Consider the following 25,211-nt stretch of genomic DNA (forward strand, 5'->3'; position numbering starts at 1 on the left):
TAAGGATTAATTCTTACAAATATTTTCTTAACCTTTTAACCAATCTCTTGGTTTTATATACTCATAAACTTTAGCTTCTTCTGAATTTTCTTCTGGATGGTAATTATATTTCCAAGCAGCCATTGGAGGCATTGATGAAAGTATAGATTCTGTACGACCACCACTTTGCAAGCCAAAAATAGTACCTCTGTCTAATACAAGATTAAACTCTACATATCTACCTCTGCGGTAGAGCTGAAAGTCTTTTTGCTGCTGTGTAAAGGGCATATTTTTTCTTTTTTCTATAATAGGTACATACGCATCTACAAATGAATTTGCACAATCAGTTACAAATGCAAAGCATTCTTCAAAAGTTTTATCATTTAAATCATCAAAGAATAATCCACCAACACCTCGGCACTCATCACGATGTGGTAAGTAAAAATAATCATCTGCCCATTTTTTAAATTTAGGATAATAACTACTATCATGTTTATCACAAACATCTTTAGCAACTTTGTGCCAGTGTATAACATCTTCTTTATGAGGGTAATATGGCGTTAAATCATAGCCACCACCAAACCACCATATTGGATTATCAGTGTCAGCGCCTGCCATAAATAATCTAAAATTAGCATGAGAAGTTGGTACAAATGGATTACGCGGATGGATTACTAAAGATACTCCTGTTGCTACAAATTTTTTACCTGCTAATTCTGGGCGTTTATTTGTAGCTGAAGGGGGTAGGGCAGTTCCATTTACTTTTGAGAAAGCTATCACACCTTTTTCAAAAATTTCACCACCTTCGATAATCATTGAATTACCATAACCTTTAAGTTTTTGCTCTGGAGTATTTGGCTTCTCCCATTTGTCACTAATAAATCTAGCATCATTAGTTTCACAAGACTCTAGCTTTAAAGCAATAGAGGCTTGTAGTTGATTTAGAAATTTCTCAAATTTGTTAATATTTTGTTGCATAGGTTTACCTTTAATATTATAGATACTTAATACCGATACGGATGTATAAGAATATTATAACTAATTATAAAGAAAAATGTCATCAACTATATAATATCAATCTCAACATAAACATCTCGTAATTCCAACGAAGGTAAGACTTATTTCATTTTTCTAGATGTTTGAAAAGATACCCGTCTACATGAGTATTTCATTTTTCTTTAGTTTTTATATATTGACTATCTCTATAAGATATACAAAGAGATATATACTTGTAGACACAAATAAAACTTGCTTTCTAAACCCCTAGCTAGTATAATTTTCTTCGCTCTTTGCTATATAAGAATACATATAGCTTATCAGTGTAAAATATTAATGATAAACCGTAAGGAGTTTACGAAAAATGAGACATTATGAAATCGTGTTAATGATTCATCCTGATCAATCAGATCAGCTTGATTCTATGCTAGGTAAATACCGTGAAATCATCGAAAGTAACGGTGGTAAAATCCATAGATTCGAAGACTGGGGTCGCCGCCAGTTAGCTTACCCTATAGAGAAGCTTCACAAAGCTCACTACGTTATGTTTAATGTAGAGTGTGGTACTGAATCACTAGAAAAGCTACAAACTTCTCTTAAGTATAATGATGCTGTATTGCGTCGTTTAGTGCTTTCAAAAGATGAAGCTATTACAGATGCATCTATCATGATGGAAGCTAGTGAAAAAGAAGTTATTTAATAAGGGGATATAAAATGAGTCGTCGTAAAGTTTGCCGTTTTAAAGTAGACGGTATAAAAGAAATTGATTATAAAGATGTAAATACTCTAAAAGCGTATATTACTGAAACTGGTAAAATAGTACCTAGTCGTGTAACTGGTACTTCAGCTAAATATCAAAGACAGCTTTCTACAGCTATCAAAAGAGCAAGATTTTTAGCGTTATTACCATACTGTGATCGTCACTTTAACTAATTTCTAGGAGTAGATTACAATGCAAGTTATTTTAAAAGAAAAAGTTGAAAACCTAGGTGTTTTAGGTGATGTAGTTAATGTTAAACCTGGTTATGCTAGAAACTTACTTATCCCTTTCGGTAAGGCTGTTCAAGCTACAGAAGCTAATGTTAAAGTGTTTGAAGCGCAAAAAGCTGATTTAGAAAAAGCTGAAAAAGCTCGTTTTGATGCTGCTAAAGCTACTGCTGAAACTATTAACGAAAAAGAATTCACTATCCCTGCTAAAGCTGGTGAAGGTGGTAAGCTATTTGGTTCTGTTGGTACAGCTGAAGTTGCAGAAGCAGTTTCTAAAAACAGTGGCGTAGAAGTTTCTAAGAGCCAAGTTCGTATGCCTGAAGGTGTTATCAGAACTACTGGTGAATTTGAACTTACGGTACATGTTTACACTGATGTTGATGCAGACATCAAAGTAAAAGTAGTAGCTGCTGAAGGTTAGTTTTCATATAAAACTTATATCTTAAATTTACAACTTTATATATAATATAAGACCATGTTAATAGCATGGTTTTTTTGTATATAAAAAAAGGATTTTTCATGGAACAACAATTCAAAGCAGCTGAGACTACTTATTCATTAGATGCTGAAAAAGCAGTTCTAGGTAATATACTTTTAAATAATAGCAATATTGAACTAGTAGAAGACCAGCTTTTAATTGATGATTTTTATGATAAAAGACACAAACTTATATATAAGCAACTTTGTGTTTTAAACCAGGCAAATACACCTTTTGATGTTCTTATTATCAGCGAATACTTAGCAACTGATGGACTTCTTGATGAAGCTGGTGGCGAATCTTACATTATAGATTTAGTAGCAAATACACCATCTATTGCAAACATTAAAACTTATGCTGAAATTATAAAAGACAAAGCAAAATTACGTAGTTTACAAGATAGTATCAACGATATTATTCAAAAAATTTACTCTGCTGATTCAAAAAACCCTGATGAAGTTATTGATTATGCAGAAAGTAGGATCCTTGATATAGCTAAAGATAGAGAAACTGTAGCTAAAGGTCCAGAATCTATAAAAACTGTTATCCCAAAACTTATAGATAGAATGGATGCAGTAGTAGATTCAGGATCTGGTTTAGTTGGCTCATCTACAGGATTTATAGACCTTGACGGCATGACTTCTGGCTTAAGAGATTCAACCCTAAATATCATAGCAGCACGACCTTCGATGGGTAAAACTGTTTTAGGTATAAACATAGCTCAAAATATAGCAAAATCTGCTGATAAGCCTATTCTTATATTTAGTTTAGAAATGCCAGCTGAAGATATTGTTACAAGAATGCTAGCCACTCAAGCTAGAGTAGAGTTGAACCTCTTACAAGAATGTAACAAAATGAATGATGCTCACTGGGTAAAAATAAGCTCAGCTTTTGGTAAACTTCGCGATATGCCAATATATATTGATGATACATCATCATTATCTCCAGCTGAAATGCGTTCAAGAGCTCGTAGACTCTACAATGATAATGATGGTTTATCTATGATTCTTGTAGATTATCTTCAGCTGATGAAAATCCCTGGGTATGAAACAAACAGAACACTCGAGGTTTCTGAGATTTCGCGTTCATTAAAAGCACTTGCTAGGGAATTAAATGTCCCAGTTATAGCATTATCGCAGCTAAATCGTGGTGTAGATGATCGTAAAGATCGCCGTCCAATGATGTCAGATATTAGAGAATCTGGCGCAATTGAGCAAGATGCTGATTTGATTATGTTTATTTATAGAGATGAGGTCTATAATAAAGATAGTGAAGATAACAAAAATCTTGCAGAAATTATAATTGGTAAACAAAGAAATGGACCAATTGGTAAAGTAAATGTAAGATTTGATGGTCAATTTGCTAGTTTTGCGAATCTAACAAATGATAATGACTATTTGGTTCCTGGCGACATGGGCTACAACGGATAAATTATAAGAGAAATAAAATGCAACAAGAAAAAATAAACCTATTAGATTTTAATCAAAAAGCATTAGAAGAATTTTTTATATCTTTAGGTGAAAAGAAGTTTCATGCTAAACAGGTATTCAAATGGATTCATCGCAAAGGTGTTATTGATTTTGATCAAATGTCAGATATTGGTAAAAAGCTTAAAGAAAGACTAAAAGAAGTCTCACATATTACTATACCAAAAGTTGTTTTTAGTAAAGCATCTAAAGATGGTACACATAAATGGCTAATTGATGTTGGTGGAAGTGCTATTGAAACCGTATTTATCCCTGAAGAAGGGCGTGGAACTTTGTGTATATCTTCTCAAGTAGGTTGCACTTTAAACTGTAGTTTTTGCTCAACTGGTAAACAAGGGTTTAATAGAAATCTCTCTGTAGGTGAAATTATCTCACAACTATGGATAGCCGCGAGAACACTTTCAAAAAATAATGGCGAGCATGATTTTACAGTTACAAACATTGTGATGATGGGAATGGGTGAGCCACTAATGAATTTTGAAAATGTAGTTCCAGCAATGGACATCATGATGGATGATATGGCCTACGGATTATCTCGCCGTAAAGTTACTCTTAGTACTTCAGGAGTTGTGCCAAGAATCTATGATTTACTCGAACAGTCAGGTGTGTCTTTAGCTGTTTCTTTACATGCTCCAGATGATGCTCTACGAGATGAAATAGTTCCAATTAATAAAAAATATAACATAAAAGAACTACTTGATGCTTGTAAACTTTATGCAGAAAAAGGCCCTCATAAGCAAATCACTTTTGAATACACTCTTATGAATGAAGTCAATGATTCTCCTGAGTCTGCACAAGAGTTAGTAGACTTATTTAGGTCTCAAGAGGTGCCTGCGAAAATTAATTTGATACCATTTAATCCATACCCTGGGACACCTTATAAAAAACCAAGTAATAACAGAATCCACAGATTTAAAAATGTATTAGTGAATCATGGTTTTGTAACTACTATTCGTAAAACTCGCGGCGATGACATTGATGCTGCTTGTGGCCAGTTAGCAGGAGATGTAATGGATAAAACTAGTCGTAAAGAAAGATATTTAAAGAAATTAGGCGAAGTTAATGAATAGTAGATTTCTTAAATTAATAACTACAGCAAGCATAACTTGTATTTTATCTGGCTGTATGACTCCCCAATCTAATACAAATAAAAATAATAATGAATCCCAAGCTAAAGATGAACAACAACTTAATGAAAACACTTCTGAATATACATTTTATACAACTGATAATAATCAAAAGGCAAACTATAAAGAAGCAGCTAAGCTTTATGCAGAACTGACCATCACATATACTCAAGATGGATATCTTGATATGGCTAAAGATAGATTAATAAGAGCAAAACAACTTGAAGAAGATCATGGGTATAATGAGGCGATAGTTGATTATGCTTCAGGATATTATTATCAAAAAATTGGTTCAAATGCTGTAGCTGAAAAACATTATCAAAAAGCAATAGATGAACATCCAAATAATTATCAAGCAATGAATTTTTATGCTCAGTTTTTATGTCAAAGTAGACACAAATATGCCGATGCAGATAAGTTATTTAGTAAATCCCTGTATATGTCAGATAATAATGATATGGCTCAAACTTTATTTTTGTACTCTGAATGTATGACTGCTCAAGGCAAAGATGATGATGCTCTTAAACTCATGGAAAGAGCAAATAAATTTCAAATAAACTTTTTATCTGCAAAATTACATCTTGCTGAAATGTATTATGATAAAAAGAGATACAAAGATTGCTATAGAATTATTTATGGAATGAGAAATAACAAAGCATTTTTTAATAATAAAAGAATACTCGAGTTAAGGCTTAAATTAGCAGAATACGCAAACAATAAAAATGAAGCCGCAAAAGTTAGATTGATCTTTTCATCAAATGATTTCAATGATGATTCAATGGAGAAATTTTTTGCAGATGTAGAAGATAAGGATAATAAATGAGTAAAATAAACAATAGATATTCTCGCGGAACTGAAGAATCCACACCTGAAAGATTACAAAAATTACTAGCTAAGTACGGTATAGGTTCACGTAGAAAAATTGAAGAATTTATAGAACAAGGCCGTGTAAGAGTAAATGGTAAAGTTGCTAAGTTGGGTGATAAAGCTTCAGATAGAGATAAAGTAAGTTTTGATAACAAAGCTTTGTACCTTTATGGTCAACCAATGACTCGTCCAAGAGTTGTTATATATCATAAGCGTGATGGCGAAGTTTGTACAACAAAAGATGAAAAAGGACGAAAAACAGTATTTGACTCCCTACCTAGGTTAGCTAAAGCTCGCTGGATTATGATAGGGCGTTTAGATATAAATACTACTGGTTTACTTATGTTTACAACTGATGGCGACCTAGCAAATAGGCTTATGCATCCATCATATGAGATAGAAAGAGAATATGCTGTTAGAATTTTAAGCGAGCAATTATCTGATGAGACTATCGAAAAACTTAAGACTGGAGTGCAATTAGAAGATGGTGTTGCAAAATTCAATACTATCAAATTTGCTGGTGGTGAGGGTGCTAATATTTGGTATACTGTAACATTATCAGAGGGACGAAATCGAGAAGTCCGTAGAATGTTTGAAGCAGTTGAATGTACTGTTAGTAGACTTACTAGAGTTAGGTTTGGCGATATTAAGCTACCAAAATTTGTGTCTCGAGGTAAAACTATGGAATTATCTCCAGCAGATGTAAATAATTTGCGTAAAAGTGTAAAACTTAGTGCATATGATTTCCCTAAAAAACTAATCGATAAACTAGAGAGATAAAAATGAGTTTTGATAATGAGATTCAAGAAATTTTTGATATAGATGTTTGGTTAATAAAGCCTGCATTTGTAGAAAAAGATGAAAATGAGTTAGAGTCAGATAAACCAGAACTCCAAGAATCTCAACCACAAGATATTAAGACTGAAGTAGTAGATGAGCTAGTAAATGAAGCTAAAGCTGTGGAGTCGAAATTAATTTACTCGACTGAAAATGAAAGCTCAAAGGTTATTAATATATTTATAGCTGAAGAAAAAAATCTAAACTTTATCAAAAATATCTGTAAAAAACTTTTCTATAACTCATCTACAAATATTTATATTGGCAAATATCATATAAAAGATGATAACATAAATATAAATTTTAGAGATTGCCTACTTGAAGACAAAGAAATTCTAAGTATTACGAATAAAAAACACATATTAGAAAAGCTCTACCAATATGCAGATTTTACAACTAAATAGTGATTATTATTCTCAAGTATTATCATTAATCCGAAATACCGATAAAAATCTAAACTGGTCTGATAAGCAAGTTTTTGAATGCTTTGACCATAATCACATCATTTATTCCATAAAAGGTGAAAATAAATTAATTGCTGTAGCTATATTTAGTAGCATATTAGATACTGCCGAGCTACTATATATTTGTGTTGATAAAGCTTTTCAAAATAAAAAACTAGCAAATAAACTTTTAGCTGATAGCATTATCAACTTAAAAACTAAATCAATATCTGAGCTTTTTTTAGAGGTATCCGTAAATAACACTCATGCGATAGCACTTTATAAAAAAATTGGCTTCAAACAAATTTCAATGCGTAAAAATTACTACAAATATAAAGATGGTAGCTATAATGACGCACTCATATACAAATTAAACATATGATCTCTAGCATTGTTATGCTATATTAATCAAGCAACAACAGGGGTGCTGTTTTCAGCTGAGATGACTATTGTCAGACCCTTTGCACCTGATCTAATTAACATTAGCGTAGGGAGTTTGTTTGATATTTTCAGTATAAATCTCAATCAAGCTTCTATTATTTGCAAATAAAATAGTAGGAGAATAAACAACAATGCAAAATATAGGCTATATAACTCTAAACATCTCATTAGTAATATACTTTATCCACTTCATACCACAAACGATTCATAATCAGTTTAAGCACACAACCATAAATATTAGTCTTTGGACTCATTCTTTTATGATTTTGGCTAATTGCTTTGATTTAATATACGCTATAGGGTTTGATTTTCAGTGGCAGTATATTTGTGTTGCTGTAGTACTTTTAAGTTTTCTATTTATTCAACAATTACAAATATTATCAGACAGAAGAAATAGACTGATGATACTACATACTTTTTGTATATTTATATTTTTACTAGTATGTATATTTCTGATAACTTTTATAAAAAGTATTAACAAAGAATTTCTATTGATTTTTGGAGTCGCTAGTAGCGTAGCATATAATACCTACTGGCTACCTCAAATATATAAAAATTTTAAACAAAAGAGAGCAGATGGATTTAGTATCTACTTTTTAAATTTATCACTAATCTTAAAACTTTGTGACATTAGTAGTGGAATATTTTTAAACTGGCCTCTAGTATCAGTAATTTCATCATTTTGCTTGCTGATAGTTGTAGGTATTCAATTTATACAATATTTTTATTATAAAAAATAATTTTCAATTTAAAACAAATATTTATAAAACTAGCTTTCCCAGAATTATACAAAGAGGGGGGAGGGGACTTTTTTGTAAATGTCTCATCATATAACATTAGGTCTATCAAAATCATCTGCCAGAAGAAAGATTTTAAGATTTTTGATTTAAAATTTATAGCACCAATAAGTTATCCACATTAGTTTTGGTAAAAACTTAGCAGATTTGCATCCAAGTATAGAATTCATACTTTCTTAATATAATTTACAATCCTATCTAACTCATCAATGTATTCTAGAAAGTCTCTCATACCTTTAACAGTAAGAGTATAGGTAGTTAATGGCTTACCTGTCTTGAATGATTTATTACTATCAACATACTCATTCTTAATAAAAACTTTCATGTGTGTGCTCATATGACCATCAGTAATATTGAGGGTAGTTTTTATGTCTTTAAAAGAAGCTTTTTTGACAGAATATAGATATGTCATTATCTGAGTTCTAATTGGTTGGTGTAATATATCATTAAACATGTTGATCTCAAGTGCCTCTACAATTCATATAATAGTACTTTCTATTCATGAGTTTGTAAAGTACTTTTTCTATAAAACAAACAACATATAAAGTACCAAAATTCATACTTAACTACACAATAAAACGCTTATTACATAAGCATTTTATTAATTTTATTAAAAAGTATACTTACAAATATTAATCATTCATTTAATAAAATATATGGTTAATATTTTGCCATCCAATAAGATTGTTAGCATAATACCAACCATGAAACAATCCACAAGCAATCACCTAAAAGAGATTTTTTGAGCGACTTATTCTTTTTTCTAGCAAACCATACCCAAAACAGAAAAATCCAGACACTATAAGTCTAACTTATACTTCAAAACCCTTGCAAATAGGGCATTTTAGTAAAAAATCAACCATCAAACAACCTTGCAATGATTTTAATATATTGTCAATACTTATTACTATAAGATTTTCTTATTAAGAAAAATATCCAGTATTTCCAAGGTTGAACGTAAGTTACAAACATATTCAAGACTATTTTATTTTTTTTTATCAGATAATATCTCCTTAAGTCATTCGTTATTAGAAATGATTGTGTTAAAGAAAGGATATAGCCTTACTTTACATCTACGACCAAGGAGAACGCTTATGTCTAAAAAATATTGTGTAATTAAAGAAAGCCAAAGAATGAGAACCTTACTAACAATCATTAAGGCTCATTATGAGTCTGACAACAAAGATTCTCTTCAGGAGGTTAATTTAGAACATGTTTTAAACAATGTGGTAAATGAAGATATTAAAGGCATAATAAAAAATGCTTGGCGTGATTTACAGATTACGACTGGCTTTGAGATTAGATTATTAGAAAATAACTGTAAAAAAAGCCTTATAAACAGATTATATAAAAAAACTGAAGATATGAGCTTTATTGTAACTTCAACTAATGACGACTTTTTCTCAAGAATCCAAGACTATAGCTCGCAAGTAGAGCTAAAACTCATAAACATCTAAAAATAAATCTCTCAAAACGAACTCCCCAAACCTATCTAAAACCCATCATTTTGTCCAAAAAAGTGCATTAAACTTATCACATCTACAAACACCATTGTTCGCATAATATATATTATGTTAAATTGTATGCAATCTAATGATTGCAGACTATACATCCTACTCTGTTGTTTATTGCATAATTATGAAAACCTATCTTGAAGCATCTCAACAACATCTAAACTACCTGGTAAGAAATCATACTCACTCAATTTAGATATACTGACTAATTTTAGTTTTTGTTTTTCTTTTGAGTATGGCTCACCACTAAAATCGCTCACTAAAAAAAACTCTAAGTTCGCTTTATCATTTTTATTATTAAAATACTGTTTTGTGTGAAATAACTCACATTTTTTAATAATAATGCCTATTTCTTCATATGCTTCTCTAACAATACATTCTTTAGTTGTTTCATTTTTCTCTACTTTACCGCCAGGGAATTCCCAGTAATCACTGTATGTTTGATGCTTTTGCCTTTTGCTGATATAGACTTTATTATCATTATCATCTAGAATTACTGCTATTGAGGCATTAATTGTCGCCATCTTACTAAAAATTTATAGGTTATAACCAAATAATATGTTTCAAAACCACAAAAGTGAAGTCCTTTTAGCAACACCATTAGTTAAAAACGATATTATTTTCACAAAATCAGTAATATATCTTTGTCAAAATGACAGACATGGAGCTATGGGTTTAATTATAAATAAACCATTACCTGGCGAATCCTTAAAAGATGTATTTGAAGAGTTAAATATCGGTCATTCTAATACATTTGCTGAGATAGCTAATCACCCTCTTTATATGGGCGGTCCTATAAGCCCAAACAAAATTTTAATTCTTCATACTACAAATGGTAGAAACTATGACTCTACTATCAAACTAGATGAGGGGCTTGCTTTAACTGCATCTTTAGATATATTAGAAGATTTAGCTAACAATATTCTTCCTGAGTATTTTTTACCAGTAATTGGTTATAGTTGTTGGACTGCTGAACAACTTAGTGAAGAAATTAAAGGAAATGACTGGATAGTTACGACTAAATTGAGTAAAAAAATACTTTTTAACTATGAAAATGAATCTAAATGGCAAAAACATGTAGAGCATGCTGGATATAGTCTGCATAACTTAGACACACTTTTTGATAACATTGGGCATGGCTAATGTTTAAATCATACTTAGCTATAGATTATGGCAGAGCAAGAATTGGTATTGCTAGCGGCCAAATGATCACAAAAACAGCTAGTCCAGTTGGAACTGTTGAAGCATATGATGGTGAACCTAACTGGATAGAACTGGATAAAGTTATAAAACGCTGGAACCCATCAGACATAGTTGTAGGTCTACCTCTTGATACTAATGATCTTGATACAGATATAACTCGAGATGCTAGAAATTTTGCGAAAATTATAGAAGAAAGATATGCTCCACGCCCTATTCATCTTATAAACGAAGCTTACTCTACTCGTGAAGCTAGGTGGCGTTTAGAGAGTGTTAAGAATAAAAAAGTTAGTCATGTTAAAGTTGATGCTATGGCAGCTTGTGTTATTTTAGAGACTTGGATGTCTGAGAACTAATCAAATATAAGCCCAATAATAAATATCTGAAGCTTTATTCTCTAGATATTTCATTCGTTTTCGCATAAAATTAATAGCTATATATTTTCCATAATTTATCAAACTAGGCTTATATCAGCTATGAACGAATATAATTTCACTAAAATCGAAGAAAATGCTCAAAAATTCTGGGCAGAAAATCAAAGTTTTAAAGCAGTAAAAGATGAAACTAAAGAAAAGTTTTATTGCCTTTCAATGCTTCCTTACCCAAGTGGCACACTTCATATGGGTCATGTAAGAAATTATACTATAAGTGATGTAATTGCTCGCTATCAAAAAATGCAAGGAAAAAATGTACTTCACCCTATGGGTTGGGATGCATTTGGGCTACCTGCTGAGAATGCAGCCATTAAACATCAACGCTCACCACATGAATGGACTCGTAGTAATATAGAACACATGCGTAAACAATTTGCTAGTCTTGGTCTAGGATTTGATTGGTCAAGAGAAGTTGCTACTTGTGATGAAGATTATTACAAATGGGAACAGTGGTTTTTTATTCAACTTTATAAAAAAGGTTTAGCTTATCGTAAAAATTCTGTAGTAAACTGGGATCCTGTTGATCAAACAGTTTTAGCAAATGAGCAAGTTGTCGATGGTCGTGGCTGGAGATCTGGTGCTTTAGTTGAGAAAAAAGAGATTCCACAATGGTTTTTAAAAATCACGGATTATGCTGATGGGCTACTACAAGATATAAATAAGCTTGATGGTTGGCCAGAAGCTGTTAAGACAATGCAAACAAACTGGATTGGTAAATCAAAAGGCTTAACAGTTTCATTTAAACTAGCAGATCATAATGAAAATATAGAAGTTTTCACTACTAGACCAGATACTCTTATGGGAGTAAGTTATCTAGCAATAGCTCCTGAACACCCTTTAGTATTAGAAGCTGGAAAGAAAAATTCCGAGCTTGCAGAATTTATTACAGAATGTAAAAAGTCATCTACTATGGAGGCTGATTTAGCTACACAAGAAAAGAAAGGCTTTAAAACTGATATAACAGTTATTCACCCTATTTCTGGTGAAAAAGTAAATATTTGGGTCGCAAACTTTGTATTGATGAGTTATGGAACAGGTGCTGTAATGTGTGTACCTGCTCATGATCAAAGAGATTGGGAGTTTGCCAAAAAATACAATATAGCAATCAAGCAAGTAATCACATCAAACGATAAGAAGTTAAAAGTAGACTTAGAAAAAGAGGCTTTTACTGAAAAAGGTATATTAATAAATTCAGGTGAATTTGATGGGCTTAATTTCAAAAAATCTTATCAAGCCATAAAGAAAAAAATCTACGATGATAAAAAAGGTACAGAAACAACTAATTTTAGAATTCGTGATTGGGGCATATCTCGTCAAAGATATTGGGGTTGCCCTATTCCGATGATTCATTGTGATAGTTGTGGTGTAGTACCTGAAAAAGAAGAAAATCTACCGGTAAAATTACCTACTAATATAACTCTTACAGAAGCAGGTTCTCCATTAAAAGATATGCCAGAATTTTTAGATGTAACTTGCCCTAAGTGTGGTGCTAAAGCAACAAGAGAGACAGATACTTTTGATACATTCTTTGAATCATCTTGGTACTATGCTCGCTATACTTGCCCTACTGCCGAAGAAATGCTTGATGTTGAGGCAGATTACTGGCTGCCTGTAGATAAATACATTGGTGGTATTGAGCATGCTATTATGCACCTTTTATACGCTAGATTTTTTCATAAATTAATGCGTGACGAAGGTTTAATAACATCTAGTGAACCATTTGTAAATCTTTTGACTCAAGGGATGGTTTTAAAAGATGGTGCTAAAATGTCTAAATCAAAAGGCAACACTGTAGATCCACAATCATTAATTGACGAATATGGCGCAGATACTGTTAGATTATTTAGTATGTTTGCTGCTCCACCTGAGCAATCTTTGGAATGGTCAGATAAAGGTGTTGAAGGCGCTAACAAGTTCTTACGCAAAATATTTAACTACTCTCAGTCAAATAAAGAATACTTTACCGCAAATAAAATTGTAGCCGAAAATTTATCTAAAGATGATAAAAAAGCTCGTTTTGAAATTCATAGCGCTCTCAAACAAGCTACTTTTGATTTTGATAAGAGTCAATTTAATACTGTAGTATCAGCGTGTATGAAAATTATTAATTCTTTGAATAACTATGAAGACTTATCAAGTGAAGTTAAAAGTGAAGGTTTTAATATATTACTAAGACTTCTATCTCCATTTGCACCTCACTTATGCCATAATTTATGGACAGAACTAAACTTTGGAGATGATATTTTAAAAGCAAGCTTCCCACAGGTTGATAATGAAGCTCTAAAAAAAGATGACTTTCTTTTAATTGTTCAGGTCAATGGTAAACTACGAGCTAAAATTGAATTAGATGCTAATTTGAGCAAACAAGATATTGAAAATAAAGTCTTAGCAGATCCTCAAATTAGCGAATATACTGATAACAAAGAAATAATTAAAATTATATATGTTCCACAAAAACTAATGAATATAGTAGTTAAGTAGGCGGATTATGAAATTAAGTATTAATAAATATATATTCGTGATGTTCTTTGCCCTAATAATTACAGCTTGCGGATTCCATGCCCGAGGAGTTGGTAATGTTGGCAGCTTTAGTAACTTTAGAGGAATGAAAATTTGTATTAAGTCTAATAATTTTAGTAATTATGCTCGTGAATTACAAAGAAACTTAGTAGCATACAAAGCTATCATTGTTGAAGATGATGAAGATGCTGATTATATAATCAATCTTCAGAGCGTTGTAAAAGATAACAAATTAATTAGTGTTGTAGGTGGTGCTTCAAACAATAACTATCAACTGATTTTAAGAATGTCATATAATGTTGTTAAACCAAATGTAGAAGATCCTATAATACCTAATAAAACATTAGAGACAAGACAGTTCTGGCAGTCTAACTCAGGTATTGTACTTTCACAAGCTAGTGAAGCAAATAGACAATATGTATATCTTCAAACTCAACTTATTAACAATATGCTTCAGCAAATTGCTATTCTACTCCCTAAAGTTGACAATCAAAATACAGATGATTCTGAACAAGATACAGAGTAATCAAAAGTATTAATTTAATTAATCAAAAAATAAAAAAGGAACTATAAATATGCTAGAGAACTTAAGAAATTATTACATGGGGCTTTCTGAGCATCATTTTTTGGCAACCTTCCTTAGTGTACTAACTATTTTTATAATAGTGCTATTTATATCCTATGTTGTTGGGTTTATAATCAATAAATCTATAGTAAAGTTTATAAAATCATTCCTTAATAGATCAGAGTCAAATCTTGCAAATATGCTTGTAAAATTTGATGTTTTTAAAAGATTATCTCATGTTGCACCAGGTATATTTATATACATAGGAGTGTCATTTGCAGAATTTCCAGGTCACGATTGGACTTTAACTTTTGTAAATGCCATTCAGTTAATAGCTCAAATTTATATAACTATTTCTATAATAAGATTTTTAGTATCTCTTGTTGATGCTATTTTTAGTTTTTTTCAAACACTTGCATACTTTAAAAATCACTCTCTAAAAAGTTATGCCCAAATTATAAAAATAATACTATATTTCATTGCATTCATACTAGTTGTATCGCTATTGCTCAATAAGTCTCCAATAGCATTCCTTACTGGTTTAGGTGCTATGTCTGCAGTACTAATGTTAGTATTTAAAGACACTATACTAGGTTTTGTCACAAATATTCAGGTAGCTGCTTTAGATTTGGTTCGTGTTGGTGACTGGATTACGGTTCCAGCTGCTGGGGTTGATGGTGATGTAATGGAAGTTTCTATCAATACAGTAAAAATCCGTAACTTTGATAAAACAATATCTACAATCCCTACATATAATCTTATTAGTAATAGCGTTCAAAACTGGCGTGGAATGCAAGAAACTGGTGGTCGTAGAATTAAGAGATCTATTAGCTTAGATATAGATACTATCAAGTTTTGTGATGGTGAACTTCTAGAAAAGCTAAAGAAAGAAGAGTATCTTAAAGATTTTGACTTTAGTAAAAAAACAACTAATGTTACTTTACTAAGAGCTTATATTGAAAATTATCTTCGTCAACACCCAAAAATTCATTTAGGCCTAACTTTCCTAATTAGAGAGCTTCAACCTACTGAAAAAGGTTTACCTGTCGAACTATATATTTTCACAAATGATACTAACTGGGTTAATTATGAAAAAATCCAAGCGGATATTTTTGACTTTATATTTGCTAGCTTACCAGTTTTTGAGTTAAGAGCGTTTCAATCTATTAGTGGTAGAATTGATCAATAAATATTTCTATATTCTTTCTCTTACTAATTTTTTATATCTAAGCAATCCTATATATTTATCTCATGTTGCATAAATGACTTAACTTTCTTTTAATAAGGAATCTATATTCTTATTTATATATTTAATAACTTATGAAATAATAACTCTCACCTTTATTTATAAACCAAACAACCATGGAAGAACAAAATCAGTTAAAAAGAGATATATTAGCACGACATATAGTTATGATTTCGCTTGGAGGTACTATATCTGCTAGCTTTTTCTTAGGTGTAGGAAGTATTTTACATTCAGTAGGTGCTTTTGGAACTGTTTTAGGGTTTTTAATAGGTGGAATAATCATGATGTTAGTTATGATTAGTCTAGCTGAAATGTCTATAGAAATGCCAATTAGTGGATCTTTCCAAGCTTATGCAACTAAATTCATATCACCCTACTCTGGCTTTTTAACTGGTTGGTTATATCTTTTAAATTGGCTAACTGCAGCAGCTGGTAGCTTAGTTGCTGCTGGTATAATTTGTAACAACTTCTATCCTGGAATTAGCATTTGGCAATACTGCTTAGTTATAACTATTTTAATAAGTGCATTAAATTTTTGTGCTGTGAAAGTTTTTGCTGAGATAGAATTTTGGTTAGCTGGGATAAAGATACTAACTATAATTTTATTTATAATAATTGGAGTGTGCATAATAACTGGAATGCTCCATACAAATAAACCAATAGGAGGCTTAGTAAATTTCTATACCGATGGACTTTTTCCAAATGGATATAAAGCCTTTTTATTTGGTTTGGTGATAATAGTTTGTACTTTTCAAGGAGCTGAATTAGTTGGAATAGCTGCAGGTGAAACCAAAGACCCTGAGAAAAATATCCGCAAGGCTATAAAAAGTGTAGCTGTTAGAATTTTAGTATTTTTCGTACTCTCAACTTTTATAATAGCTTACATAATACCTTATAAAGATTCTAGCGTTTCAAATACTCCTTTTGTCACAATACTACAATTAGTTAATATAAAATATATAGATACTATAATGCAGCTTGTAATTTTAACAGCTAGTTTATCCGCTATTAACTCATGTTTTTATACTTGTGCAAGACTTATGTGGTCAATGGCTAATGATAATCAGGCTCCAAAAATATTTTCAAAAATAAACAAACGAAGTGTCCCTGTTTATGGTGTCATATTTGTAGCTATACTTTCGCTTTTCTGCTTAGTCACAAAATTTGTTGGTGCTGAAAAGTTATTTATATTAGTTGTTTCATCATCTGGAATGGTTGGTTGTATGATATGGATTATAATTAGCTTATGCCATATATACTTCAGAAAAACATTATCAAAAGAACAAGTAAATAATCTTAAGTTTAGAGCTTGGGCTTTCCCAATTATCCCTATATTAAGTATAGCTTTTAATTTATGTGTAATTTTAGGAATGTTATGGGACCCTGATCAGAGAGTAGTTATATACTCAGGATTAGTGTTAATAGGTTTTTTCTCGATAATGTATAAAATATATTATAAAAAAAATAATTAGTTTATATAATTATCCTAGCACTTCGGCAAGGTAACACCTATTTGACCTTGGTATTTGCCACCCTTATCTGCATAAGAAGTCTCACAATCTTCATCTGATTGGAAAAATAACATTTGAGCAACACCTTCGTTAGCATATATTTTTGCTGGAAGTGGAGTTGTGTTTGAAAACTCTAAAGTTACATACCCTTCCCATTCTGGTTCAAGTGGTGTTACATTTACGATAATTCCACATCTAGCATAAGTAGATTTGCCTAGACAAACTACTAGAGTATCTCTAGGGATTTTGAATTTCTCAACAGTTCTAGCAAGTGCAAATGAATTTGGTGGAATAATGCAAACATCGCCTTTAAAATCAACGAAGTTTTTATCATCAAAATTTTTAGGGTCAACTATAGATGAGTTTATATTTGTGAAAATTTTAAATTCATCAGCACACCGTACATCATAACCATAACTAGAAGTTCCATAAGAAACTATCTTTTCACCATTCACTTGTTTAATCTGACCTGCTTCAAAAGGCTCAATCATATCATGACCTTCTGACATTTTTTTTATCCACTTATCTGCTTTAATTGTCATTGTATTTTTTCTCCAAAAATTTTAATAACTTAGTTTTCTAATTTAATTCCAATAGAATCCAAACTACTTGCCTTAGGTAGTTTTTCAATTTCATCTAATAAATTTTCTGCAATACTAATATAACTAGTATTGATACTATCATCTTTTTCAAGACTAACATAAGGCTTACCAAGATCTGCATTTTCTCTTATCTTCTTATGTAATGGTAGGTTTCCTAAAAATTCAACATTTTGTTTACCACATAATAAGTGAGCTCCATCTTCACCAAAAATATGATCATTGTGACCACATTTTGGACAAATGTAATAACTCATATTTTCAATTATACCTAAGTTTTTTATACCAACTTTATCAAACATTGCAACTGCACGCCTAGCATCTATCAAGGATAAATCTTGTGGTGTAGTTACAATTACAGCTCCTGTAACAGGCATATTTTTTGAAATTGTTAGTTGTATATCACCCGTACCAGGAGGTAAATCTAAAAATAAATAATCTAAATCACCCCAATTAGTGTCATTAAGTAACTGCATTAATGCTCTAGAAACTATAGGCCCACGCCAGATTACTGCTGAATTAGGGTCTATAAGATTTCCTATAGAGATCATTTTTACACCATATTTTTCTAATGGCATAATTTTCTTTTTATCTGTAGTTTCAGGATTATCTTTTAAACCTAAAAGTGTTGGTTGGCTAGGTCCATAAATATCCGCATCTAATACTCCTACTTTAGCTCCCATTTTTGCGAATGTTATAGCTAAGTTTGAAGTTACTGTAGATTTACCTACTCCACCTTTTCCAGATGCTACGAGGATTATATTTTTGATATTTGGAATTAGTTTTTTACCATCTTGAACTTTTCTTTTTATAGTATTTTCTATTTTAATCATATTTATTTAGCTCTATGAATATTTAAGCTACGCTGTGATAATTAGAAGCAATTATACTTTATAATATACGCTTAAAAAAGCATGATTTTCAAATGATCTAACGAGTAGATATTTATTTATACCATGACTAATTAAGCTTTGAAGCTACTAGTAACTCCTGCAACTTATTACCTCGCTCTTCAACGCAATTTATAATGCTCAAAATATATTTAGTCCGTAACTCCAGTTATAACTTGAATCTTCTTTTTTGAATCAGCAGCTAATACTGATAAGAATATAATAATTACACTACAAAAAACACATGATATAAGGGCTATAGTCCAATTTAAAGTAAGTTGATGAATATAACCAATAACCAAAGGACCTATAGATGCTAATAAATATCCGACACATTGCGTCATTCCTGATAAAACAGCAGCCTGATGCTCATTTTGAGATCTAATACTAATTAGCATTAAGCTAAGCATAAAAGAACCTCCTATACCAATTCCAAGAAATACTATAAAAACTATAGTAGTAATTTTCACTAAAATGCCAATAAGCCCAATCAAAGTGAAAGATGATAAAATAAATGCTATTAATCGTTCATCTTTAATAACTTTCATTAGAGGTATTAATATAAAAACAGGTAAGCTTGTTGATAGCTGAAAGATTCCAGATATATACCCAGCAGAGGCAACAGAATAACCTTGGTAATTTAATATACTAGGAAGCCAACTAACAAATATATACATCAATAAAGCATTTAAACCAAAAAATAATGTAATTTGCCACGCAATCTTAGAACGCCAAATATAACTATGTGTATCAACCTTTATAGTTTCTTTAGATGATTCTGTTCTTTTGCTAAGCTGAGGTAACCAAAATGCTATAGCAATAACTGGAAACACTACCATACTTAAAAGTGAAACTTGTAACCCATGAACTTGATTAAAACCTAAATGCGTAGCAAAATTCATAACAGGTATAGCTAAGCTTGTACTTACCCATGATCCAAACCCCATCATAAAAACATACAATGAAGTTACAATTGCAATATGGTTCGAGAATTCTTTTTTTACAAGACTAGGTAATATTACATTAGATACAGTAATTCCTAAACCCAATACTGCTGTACCTACTAGAAAAGATACGATATCTGAGTGTGATCTAGTCACTGTTCCTATTAAGATTAATAATAGAGATATAAACAAACCATATTCCATACTTTTTTTTCTTGTTAAATGAGAAATAAAAGGTGAAAAAATAGCAAACATAATCAAAGGTATGGTTGTTAACAACCCTGCTGTTACTGGAGATATACTAAGAATATTTTCAATATCACCTAAGATAGGTGAAATACCAACAATTGGACCTCTTAAGTTCAATGAGATAAGTAGAATCCCAATAAATGCTAAAGCGAAAGAAAGTTTTTTATTTTTAATCATTTTTTTGACACGAAGGTAACTTATTTATGTGAGTATTATATTTATAATTATGGGAATATTATCCCTATATGTAGACTTTAAATCGTTACAAATGGACATTTTATAAAATTCATTTGTTGCCTTTAAGTATCTTAATATATTTTTTGGGCGTACAACCAAGAGCATTTTTAAAAAATACGATAAAAGCACTTACCGATTCATACCCCAAATCTTCTGAAATTAATTGAATAGAAGTTCCATCATTTAATTTTTGCATAGCTAAAACAATATATAACTGTTTTTTCCACTGATCAAAAGTTAAACCGATTTCTTGTTTAACCTTTCTTGAAAGAGTTTTTTCACTCATTGCATTTTCATTTGCCCAGTATGAAATAGGCCTTCTATCCGTAGGATTATCAAGCCATTTTTCAGCAATTGATCTCAATGTTTTGTCATTGGGTAAAGGAAAGTTATAGAACTCTACTTTCATTTTTGATAATTGATCAATTAATAGATCTACTGCCTGATCATTTGTTTTGTTAAATAGTTCATCTAATGGCTGTTTTGATAAAAACATAATCAACTCTCTAATTAAAGGAGATATTGATAATGTACATGCATTTTGGAATACTTTACACAAAGAAGGATTAATAAATAACATATACACCTCACTATTTGGTGCTGTTAAATTATCATGGTATATCTGACTTGGAATCCATATTGCATTACCTGGTGATGCAACCCAAATTGAATTATCTATAGTAGTTTTAACAACCCCTTTTATAGGCATTATTAACTGCCCTTTAAAGTGCTTATGGAAAGTTGACTTTTCTTCATAGTTTTTTTCTGCTGACTGTAATGAAATTAATTTTTGCTCGTATTTGTCTGAGTCAAAATCAAGAGTAAGAGTTTCTATTTGTCTTTTGAGCATCTGTATCATTACCTTTTACAATTGATAAGTTATTATACTCTTTCAATATTCGTTGTTTTCAAAAAAACACATATAATTCTTTATGTTCTATTACTATATAGGCTATTATTGTGATAATTAATACATAGTTACGTCTTATTAAATATGCTTAAAAAAGATGATTTTAAAACAATTATGCTTACGAGCATTGGTGGAATGCTTGAATACTATGACTTTGTGATATTTAGTCTATTTGCAATAGTTTTAGGTAAGACATTTTTTCCAAGTGAAGGATCAGAGGCTTTACAGACTTTATCTGCATTTACTGTTTTTGCAGTTGGTTATTTAGCACGACCTCTTGGTGGAATAATATTTGGTCATATTGGTGATATTTATGGACGCAAAAAATCATTTATTCTCACAATTCTTTTAATGGGCTCATCATCATTCCTTATAGCTTTACTACCATCATATAATACTGCGGGGATTATAACCGTTATAGTATTTGTTTTATTAAGGATAATCCAAGGTGCCGCTATAGGAGGTGAAATCCCTAGTGCTGTAGTATTTATAAAAGAAACATTAACAAAAAATAGCGGTCTGGCCTGTGGAATGATTTTTTGTTTAATAAACTTTGGAATCTTATTTGCACAAGTTACAAAAATACTTCTAGGATATTTTCTTGAAGATCAGTATGCATGGAGAGCCGCATTTATACTAGGTGGTCTTGCGGCTATATTAAGTTACTTTTTTAGAAAAGAAATTCATGAAACTGAAGTGTTTTTATCATCTAAAAAGACAAAAAAGCTACCTCTGCTTGTACTTTTCAAAACACAGAAACTCGCAATAATTAGATCTAGTGCTGTTATATCAATTATAGCCATTATTGTTGGGTTTTATTCATTGTTTTTACCATCATATATGGTTTTAAACCATATCTTGGATAGCTCTACCCTAATTCTTCTAAACCTTCTTATATTTTCACTTATGTGTATACCATCAGGGATCCTTGCTGATAAATATAATCCTTTATCAGTCTTTGTGTTAGGGTCAGTTGGTGTACTAATATTTGGTGCTATTTTTTATTTATGCATAATTTCAAACTCACAATATTTAATTTATATTATGTGCATAAATAGTTGCTTTATGGGACTAACCGTTGGCGTTGCAGCTAATTATAGCTGTACATTATTTGATGCAAATGTGAGAGCTAGTGGTCTTGGTACAATCTATAATATTTGTTTTGCTATATTTAATGGTATATTTTTAGCACTAGCAAGTTATGGAATCGCATCGGGAATTATCTTCACACCTATATACCTTTCTTCAACAATAATATTTATATCACTAGTAGTTCTTATATCTACACCTAAAAAATAATTTTCATATGTTAAAATAGTGATAATCAAATTAAACTCATAATTTTCATGGAAAACTTCTTTCTAAGCTTATTATATATATTAGAGGCAAACATCATACTATTTGTGTGTCAACTGTTTACAATAATTGTTGTACTAAAATTGATAGTAGATAAAAAGTCAGCTTCAAACATTCTAGCGTGGCTTTTAGCAATACTTTTTATACCTTATGTTGCTATACCATTCTTTTTTATATTTCAGCGTAAAGATACTCGAAAATTTTGGCAGAAAGAAAAGATGAGCATTAAACAGCCTCATGTTAAAGAATTTTGCCTTGTTGATAATAACAGTTGCGAGAAACTTCCGACAAATACTATAAATGTATTTTCAAATATGGAGTTAAACACTCTTACCTCACAGAATACTTTTGAGATGTATACTGATGGTGTAGAATCTTTTGACAGTTTTATTGATTCAATCAATTCTGCAAAAAAGAATATATATATCCAAACTTATGTCTTTAAAAATGACTCTACATCTAAGCTTATAGTCCAAGCTTTAGAAAAAAAAGCTTCTGAAGGTATCGAGATAAAGATGCTTATAGATTCTCTGGGATCTTTTTATGTATATAGACATAATAAAAGAATATTTAAGAACTTGCGAAAACTAGGTGCAGAAATAGTCTTTTTTATGCCTGTGATATCCAATCCATTGCGTAATTATATTAATTTTAGAAATCATCGAAAAATTTATATTTTTGATAATCATACTGTTTTTAGTGGTGGAATGAATATTGGAGATGAATATATGTCACCAATAGCACATGAAGGGATGTGGGATGATCTACTATTTAAAATACAGGGAGAATCTCTTAGCTATTTCTTAAAAATATTCTCTTCAGATTGGCACTTTGCTACAAATCAAGAACTGCAGTTTACACCTTCAACCCCTGTTGAGGAGGAAGGCTTTGTACAAGTTATTCCATCAGGACCAGATTTACAACAGGATCAATTATATGCAGGATTGCTAACAGCTATCAACTCTGCAAAAGAAAAAGTATGGATAATAACACCATATTTAATCCCATCAGCAGAACTTTATCAAACTATTATATTAGCAAAGCGAAGAGGCTTAGAAGTTAAGGTTATTACACCTAAAAGCTCAAACCATAAAATAGTAGATAAGGCTAGAGATAGTTATACAAGAGACTTTGTTGCTTGTGGAATAGATGTTCATTTTACAGCTAATATGATGCATGCAAAAGCTGTATTAATTGATGATAATTTAGCAATGCTTGGCTCTGTAAATCTAGATAATAGAAGCTTGTTTCTTAACTATGAAATTGCTACATTTTTATACAGCTCACACCATGTAGGTGAAGTATATAAATGGGCAACTAAGCTTTTAGAGGACTCAACATTAAAAACAGACCATATGAGTAATAAGCGAAGTAGTCTAATTGCTGAGAGTTTTTTGAAAATATTAACACCATTGATGTAAATTTGTAATAAAATCATTAATCTGCTATATTACCCCTTGGAATTTAAATTTAAAAAATAGGGAAGCTAGAATGACAGGTTTAATTAAGAAATCACTAATTGGTTCATTACTTTTAAGTACAGCATTTGCTTATGCTGCAAAACCAAAAGGACAAGAACAGTTCATCGTTAATTTAGATAAAGAGAATTTTCTTATTGTATATAATAATGGTAAGAAAAATGATGTTGAAGCAGTTAAAGTTTCTATTGATGACCCGGAAAACTTTGAAAAAGTAAATTTACCTAAAAAAATCACTAGCTTAAATGGAAAATTAGATCAATTTGTAAATATTGGGCACGATAATATTCTGGTATTAGCAACTAATGATTCTGAGTCAAATTTTGCATATATATATTCTGTAAAAGATATCTTAGATGATGATAAAAAAGATGATCATACTCAGCTTAAATTAGCGAATGGTCACAACCCCACTATTGCTTACTCTGGTGAAAACTGGCAAACACAAAAACAGCAGTACTTTACTTTCGCTGTTTCTGATAAAGCTGATCCTTCAAATATGGAAGTACATTTCTATACAGCAGATAGAATAGCTGATGAAAAAGGGAGTGATAAATACAGTAATTTCAATGAACTAGTTAACGTAAAACTACCTAAAGATATTGTTGGTGATAACCTTGCAATGACAACATTTACAAAGCCTATACCTACGCCAGGAAGAAATCATGATTTTCAAGCAGGCTTAGTTTTTAATATAGATGGTACAGATACATTAAGTGGTTACTTAATAGAACCAAGTTATGACCAAACTAAAAGAGAAATGGTATTAACAGCAGATTTTCATAACAATATAGGTAAAGGTATACACCCTGCTGTTGCTGGTCTACCATTAAATACTAATATGATTATGTTATCTCAAGACAATAAAGAAAATCAAACGGCTCAGCTTATCGACAGAGATTCTTTTAAAACCCAAGTTACAAATACCTCTCATACTGGAGACTTAGCAAGCGTTGCTACAATTTATAATGAGAATATTGGTAATAATCCTTACTTTATCTATGAGACTAGTAGAAGTTCTGATGGAGCTGTAATGTTAAATACTTATGATTATAATCAAGATAAATCAACTATCGAGCTAGGTAAATCTATAGAGATAGATAAAAGTTAGTTTTTATT

At 31.0% G+C, this 25,211-nt stretch carries 27 protein-coding genes and 1 riboswitch; of the genes, 20 read left to right on the plus strand and 7 right to left on the minus strand.

Annotated features, from left to right (window positions below; all coding sequences use genetic code 11):
* Positions 1–27: 27 nt before the first annotated feature.
* Positions 28–957, minus strand: coding sequence for an oxygen-dependent coproporphyrinogen oxidase (gene hemF, locus CDH04_RS05270; RefSeq protein ID WP_112870035.1), 930 nt, complete (start codon positions 955–957; stop codon positions 28–30).
* 382 nt (positions 958–1,339) lie between these two features.
* Here hemF and rpsF point away from each other — a divergent pair, with 382 nt between their 5' ends.
* The 10 genes from rpsF to CDH04_RS05320 all read left to right on the plus strand — a co-directional run bounded on the left by rpsF (position 1,340) and on the right by CDH04_RS05320 (position 8,382).
* Positions 1,340–1,675, plus strand: coding sequence for a 30S ribosomal protein S6 (gene rpsF / locus CDH04_RS05275; protein ID WP_112870036.1), 336 nt, complete (start codon positions 1,340–1,342; stop codon positions 1,673–1,675).
* 14 nt (positions 1,676–1,689) lie between these two features.
* Complete coding sequence (gene rpsR / locus CDH04_RS05280; protein ID WP_112870037.1) at positions 1,690–1,908, plus strand: 30S ribosomal protein S18; 219 nt, start codon at positions 1,690–1,692, stop codon at positions 1,906–1,908.
* 19 nt (positions 1,909–1,927) lie between these two features.
* Positions 1,928–2,383 carry a 50S ribosomal protein L9 gene (gene rplI / locus CDH04_RS05285; protein WP_112870038.1) on the plus strand — a complete coding sequence of 152 codons (456 nt, stop codon included), beginning with the start codon at positions 1,928–1,930 and terminating at the stop codon, positions 2,381–2,383.
* A gap of 98 nt (positions 2,384–2,481) precedes the next feature.
* Positions 2,482–3,870 carry a replicative DNA helicase gene (dnaB, locus tag CDH04_RS05290; protein WP_112870039.1) on the plus strand — a complete coding sequence of 463 codons (1,389 nt, stop codon included), beginning with the start codon at positions 2,482–2,484 and terminating at the stop codon, positions 3,868–3,870.
* A 17-nt stretch (positions 3,871–3,887) separates the two neighbouring features.
* Positions 3,888–4,997: a dual-specificity RNA methyltransferase RlmN gene (rlmN, locus tag CDH04_RS05295; protein ID WP_112870040.1), complete on the plus strand. Its 1,110-nt coding sequence runs from the start codon at positions 3,888–3,890 to the stop codon at positions 4,995–4,997.
* Positions 4,990–5,877 carry a pilus assembly protein PilF gene (locus CDH04_RS05300; protein WP_112870041.1) on the plus strand — a complete coding sequence of 296 codons (888 nt, stop codon included), beginning with the start codon at positions 4,990–4,992 and terminating at the stop codon, positions 5,875–5,877. Before rlmN ends, CDH04_RS05300 begins: the two co-directional genes overlap by 8 nt.
* Positions 5,874–6,701, plus strand: coding sequence for a 23S rRNA pseudouridine(2605) synthase RluB (rluB, locus tag CDH04_RS05305; protein WP_112870042.1), 828 nt, complete (start codon positions 5,874–5,876; stop codon positions 6,699–6,701). Before CDH04_RS05300 ends, rluB begins: the two co-directional genes overlap by 4 nt.
* A gap of 2 nt (positions 6,702–6,703) precedes the next feature.
* Positions 6,704–7,162 (plus strand): hypothetical protein, encoded by a 459-nt coding sequence (locus CDH04_RS05310; RefSeq protein WP_112870043.1) that lies wholly within the window; start codon positions 6,704–6,706, stop codon positions 7,160–7,162.
* Complete coding sequence (locus CDH04_RS05315; RefSeq protein WP_112870044.1) at positions 7,140–7,583, plus strand: GNAT family N-acetyltransferase; 444 nt, start codon at positions 7,140–7,142, stop codon at positions 7,581–7,583. The genes CDH04_RS05310 and CDH04_RS05315 overlap by 23 nt, the downstream gene beginning before the upstream one ends.
* Before the next feature lie 28 nt (positions 7,584–7,611).
* Positions 7,612–7,713: riboswitch (TPP riboswitch) on the plus strand.
* 60 nt (positions 7,714–7,773) lie between these two features.
* Positions 7,774–8,382, plus strand: coding sequence for a PQ-loop domain-containing transporter (locus CDH04_RS05320; protein WP_112870045.1), 609 nt, complete (start codon positions 7,774–7,776; stop codon positions 8,380–8,382).
* Positions 8,383–8,605: 223 nt separating this feature from the next.
* Here the strand turns inward: CDH04_RS05320 and CDH04_RS05325 are convergent, their stop codons facing one another.
* Entirely contained in the window at positions 8,606–8,893 is a 288-nt protein-coding gene (locus CDH04_RS05325; protein WP_112870046.1) for a winged helix-turn-helix domain-containing protein, read from the minus strand.
* A 640-nt stretch (positions 8,894–9,533) separates the two neighbouring features.
* Between CDH04_RS05325 and CDH04_RS05330 the strand changes: the two genes are divergently transcribed.
* Positions 9,534–9,896: a normocyte binding protein 2b gene (locus CDH04_RS05330; protein WP_112870047.1), complete on the plus strand. Its 363-nt coding sequence runs from the start codon at positions 9,534–9,536 to the stop codon at positions 9,894–9,896.
* A gap of 179 nt (positions 9,897–10,075) precedes the next feature.
* Here the strand turns inward: CDH04_RS05330 and CDH04_RS05335 are convergent, their stop codons facing one another.
* Positions 10,076–10,477 carry a (deoxy)nucleoside triphosphate pyrophosphohydrolase gene (locus tag CDH04_RS05335; RefSeq protein ID WP_112870048.1) on the minus strand — a complete coding sequence of 134 codons (402 nt, stop codon included), beginning with the start codon at positions 10,475–10,477 and terminating at the stop codon, positions 10,076–10,078.
* A gap of 34 nt (positions 10,478–10,511) precedes the next feature.
* Between CDH04_RS05335 and CDH04_RS05340 the strand changes: the two genes are divergently transcribed.
* From CDH04_RS05340 to CDH04_RS05365, 6 genes are all read left to right on the plus strand, one after another.
* The gene (locus CDH04_RS05340; RefSeq protein ID WP_112870049.1) at positions 10,512–11,096 is read left to right on the plus strand and encodes a YqgE/AlgH family protein; all 585 of its coding nucleotides are present in this window, start codon (positions 10,512–10,514) and stop codon (positions 11,094–11,096) included.
* Entirely contained in the window at positions 11,096–11,509 is a 414-nt protein-coding gene (ruvX, locus tag CDH04_RS05345) for a Holliday junction resolvase RuvX (RefSeq protein ID WP_112870050.1), read from the plus strand. The genes CDH04_RS05340 and ruvX overlap by 1 nt, the downstream gene beginning before the upstream one ends.
* 120 nt (positions 11,510–11,629) lie before the next feature.
* Positions 11,630–14,068: a leucine--tRNA ligase gene (gene leuS, locus CDH04_RS05350; protein ID WP_112870051.1), complete on the plus strand. Its 2,439-nt coding sequence runs from the start codon at positions 11,630–11,632 to the stop codon at positions 14,066–14,068.
* Positions 14,069–14,075: 7 nt separating this feature from the next.
* A complete protein-coding gene (locus tag CDH04_RS05355) occupies positions 14,076–14,633 on the plus strand; it encodes an LPS-assembly lipoprotein LptE (protein ID WP_112870052.1) in 558 nt (185 codons plus the stop codon).
* Between the two features lie 49 nt (positions 14,634–14,682).
* Entirely contained in the window at positions 14,683–15,861 is a 1,179-nt protein-coding gene (locus tag CDH04_RS05360; RefSeq protein ID WP_162699202.1) for a mechanosensitive ion channel family protein, read from the plus strand.
* A gap of 173 nt (positions 15,862–16,034) precedes the next feature.
* Positions 16,035–17,390: an amino acid permease gene (locus tag CDH04_RS05365; RefSeq protein ID WP_112870054.1), complete on the plus strand. Its 1,356-nt coding sequence runs from the start codon at positions 16,035–16,037 to the stop codon at positions 17,388–17,390.
* 14 nt (positions 17,391–17,404) lie between these two features.
* Here the strand turns inward: CDH04_RS05365 and dcd are convergent, their stop codons facing one another.
* The 4 genes from dcd to CDH04_RS05385 form a co-directional block, all read right to left on the minus strand.
* Positions 17,405–17,971 (minus strand): dCTP deaminase, encoded by a 567-nt coding sequence (gene dcd / locus CDH04_RS05370; RefSeq protein WP_112870055.1) that lies wholly within the window; start codon positions 17,969–17,971, stop codon positions 17,405–17,407.
* 29 nt (positions 17,972–18,000) lie between these two features.
* Entirely contained in the window at positions 18,001–18,861 is an 861-nt protein-coding gene (locus tag CDH04_RS05375; RefSeq protein WP_112870056.1) for an Mrp/NBP35 family ATP-binding protein, read from the minus strand.
* A gap of 209 nt (positions 18,862–19,070) precedes the next feature.
* Complete coding sequence (locus CDH04_RS05380; RefSeq protein WP_112870057.1) at positions 19,071–20,288, minus strand: MFS transporter; 1,218 nt, start codon at positions 20,286–20,288, stop codon at positions 19,071–19,073.
* A gap of 109 nt (positions 20,289–20,397) precedes the next feature.
* Positions 20,398–21,198, minus strand: a complete 801-nt coding sequence (locus tag CDH04_RS05385) for an AraC family transcriptional regulator (protein WP_162699203.1) — start codon at positions 21,196–21,198, stop codon at positions 20,398–20,400.
* 144 nt (positions 21,199–21,342) lie between these two features.
* Here CDH04_RS05385 and CDH04_RS05390 point away from each other — a divergent pair, with 144 nt between their 5' ends.
* The 3 genes from CDH04_RS05390 (at position 21,343) to CDH04_RS05400 (ending at position 25,203) form a co-directional block, all read left to right on the plus strand.
* Positions 21,343–22,557 carry an MFS transporter gene (locus CDH04_RS05390; RefSeq protein WP_112870059.1) on the plus strand — a complete coding sequence of 405 codons (1,215 nt, stop codon included), beginning with the start codon at positions 21,343–21,345 and terminating at the stop codon, positions 22,555–22,557.
* 47 nt (positions 22,558–22,604) lie between these two features.
* Positions 22,605–24,035, plus strand: coding sequence for a cardiolipin synthase (gene cls / locus CDH04_RS05395; protein WP_112870060.1), 1,431 nt, complete (start codon positions 22,605–22,607; stop codon positions 24,033–24,035).
* 70 nt (positions 24,036–24,105) lie between these two features.
* Entirely contained in the window at positions 24,106–25,203 is a 1,098-nt protein-coding gene (locus CDH04_RS05400) for a hypothetical protein (RefSeq protein ID WP_112870061.1), read from the plus strand.
* Positions 25,204–25,211: the final 8 nt, after the last annotated feature.

It is taken from the genome of Francisella adeliensis (assembly GCF_003290445.1).
GTDB lineage: Bacteria > Pseudomonadota > Gammaproteobacteria > Francisellales > Francisellaceae > Francisella > Francisella adeliensis.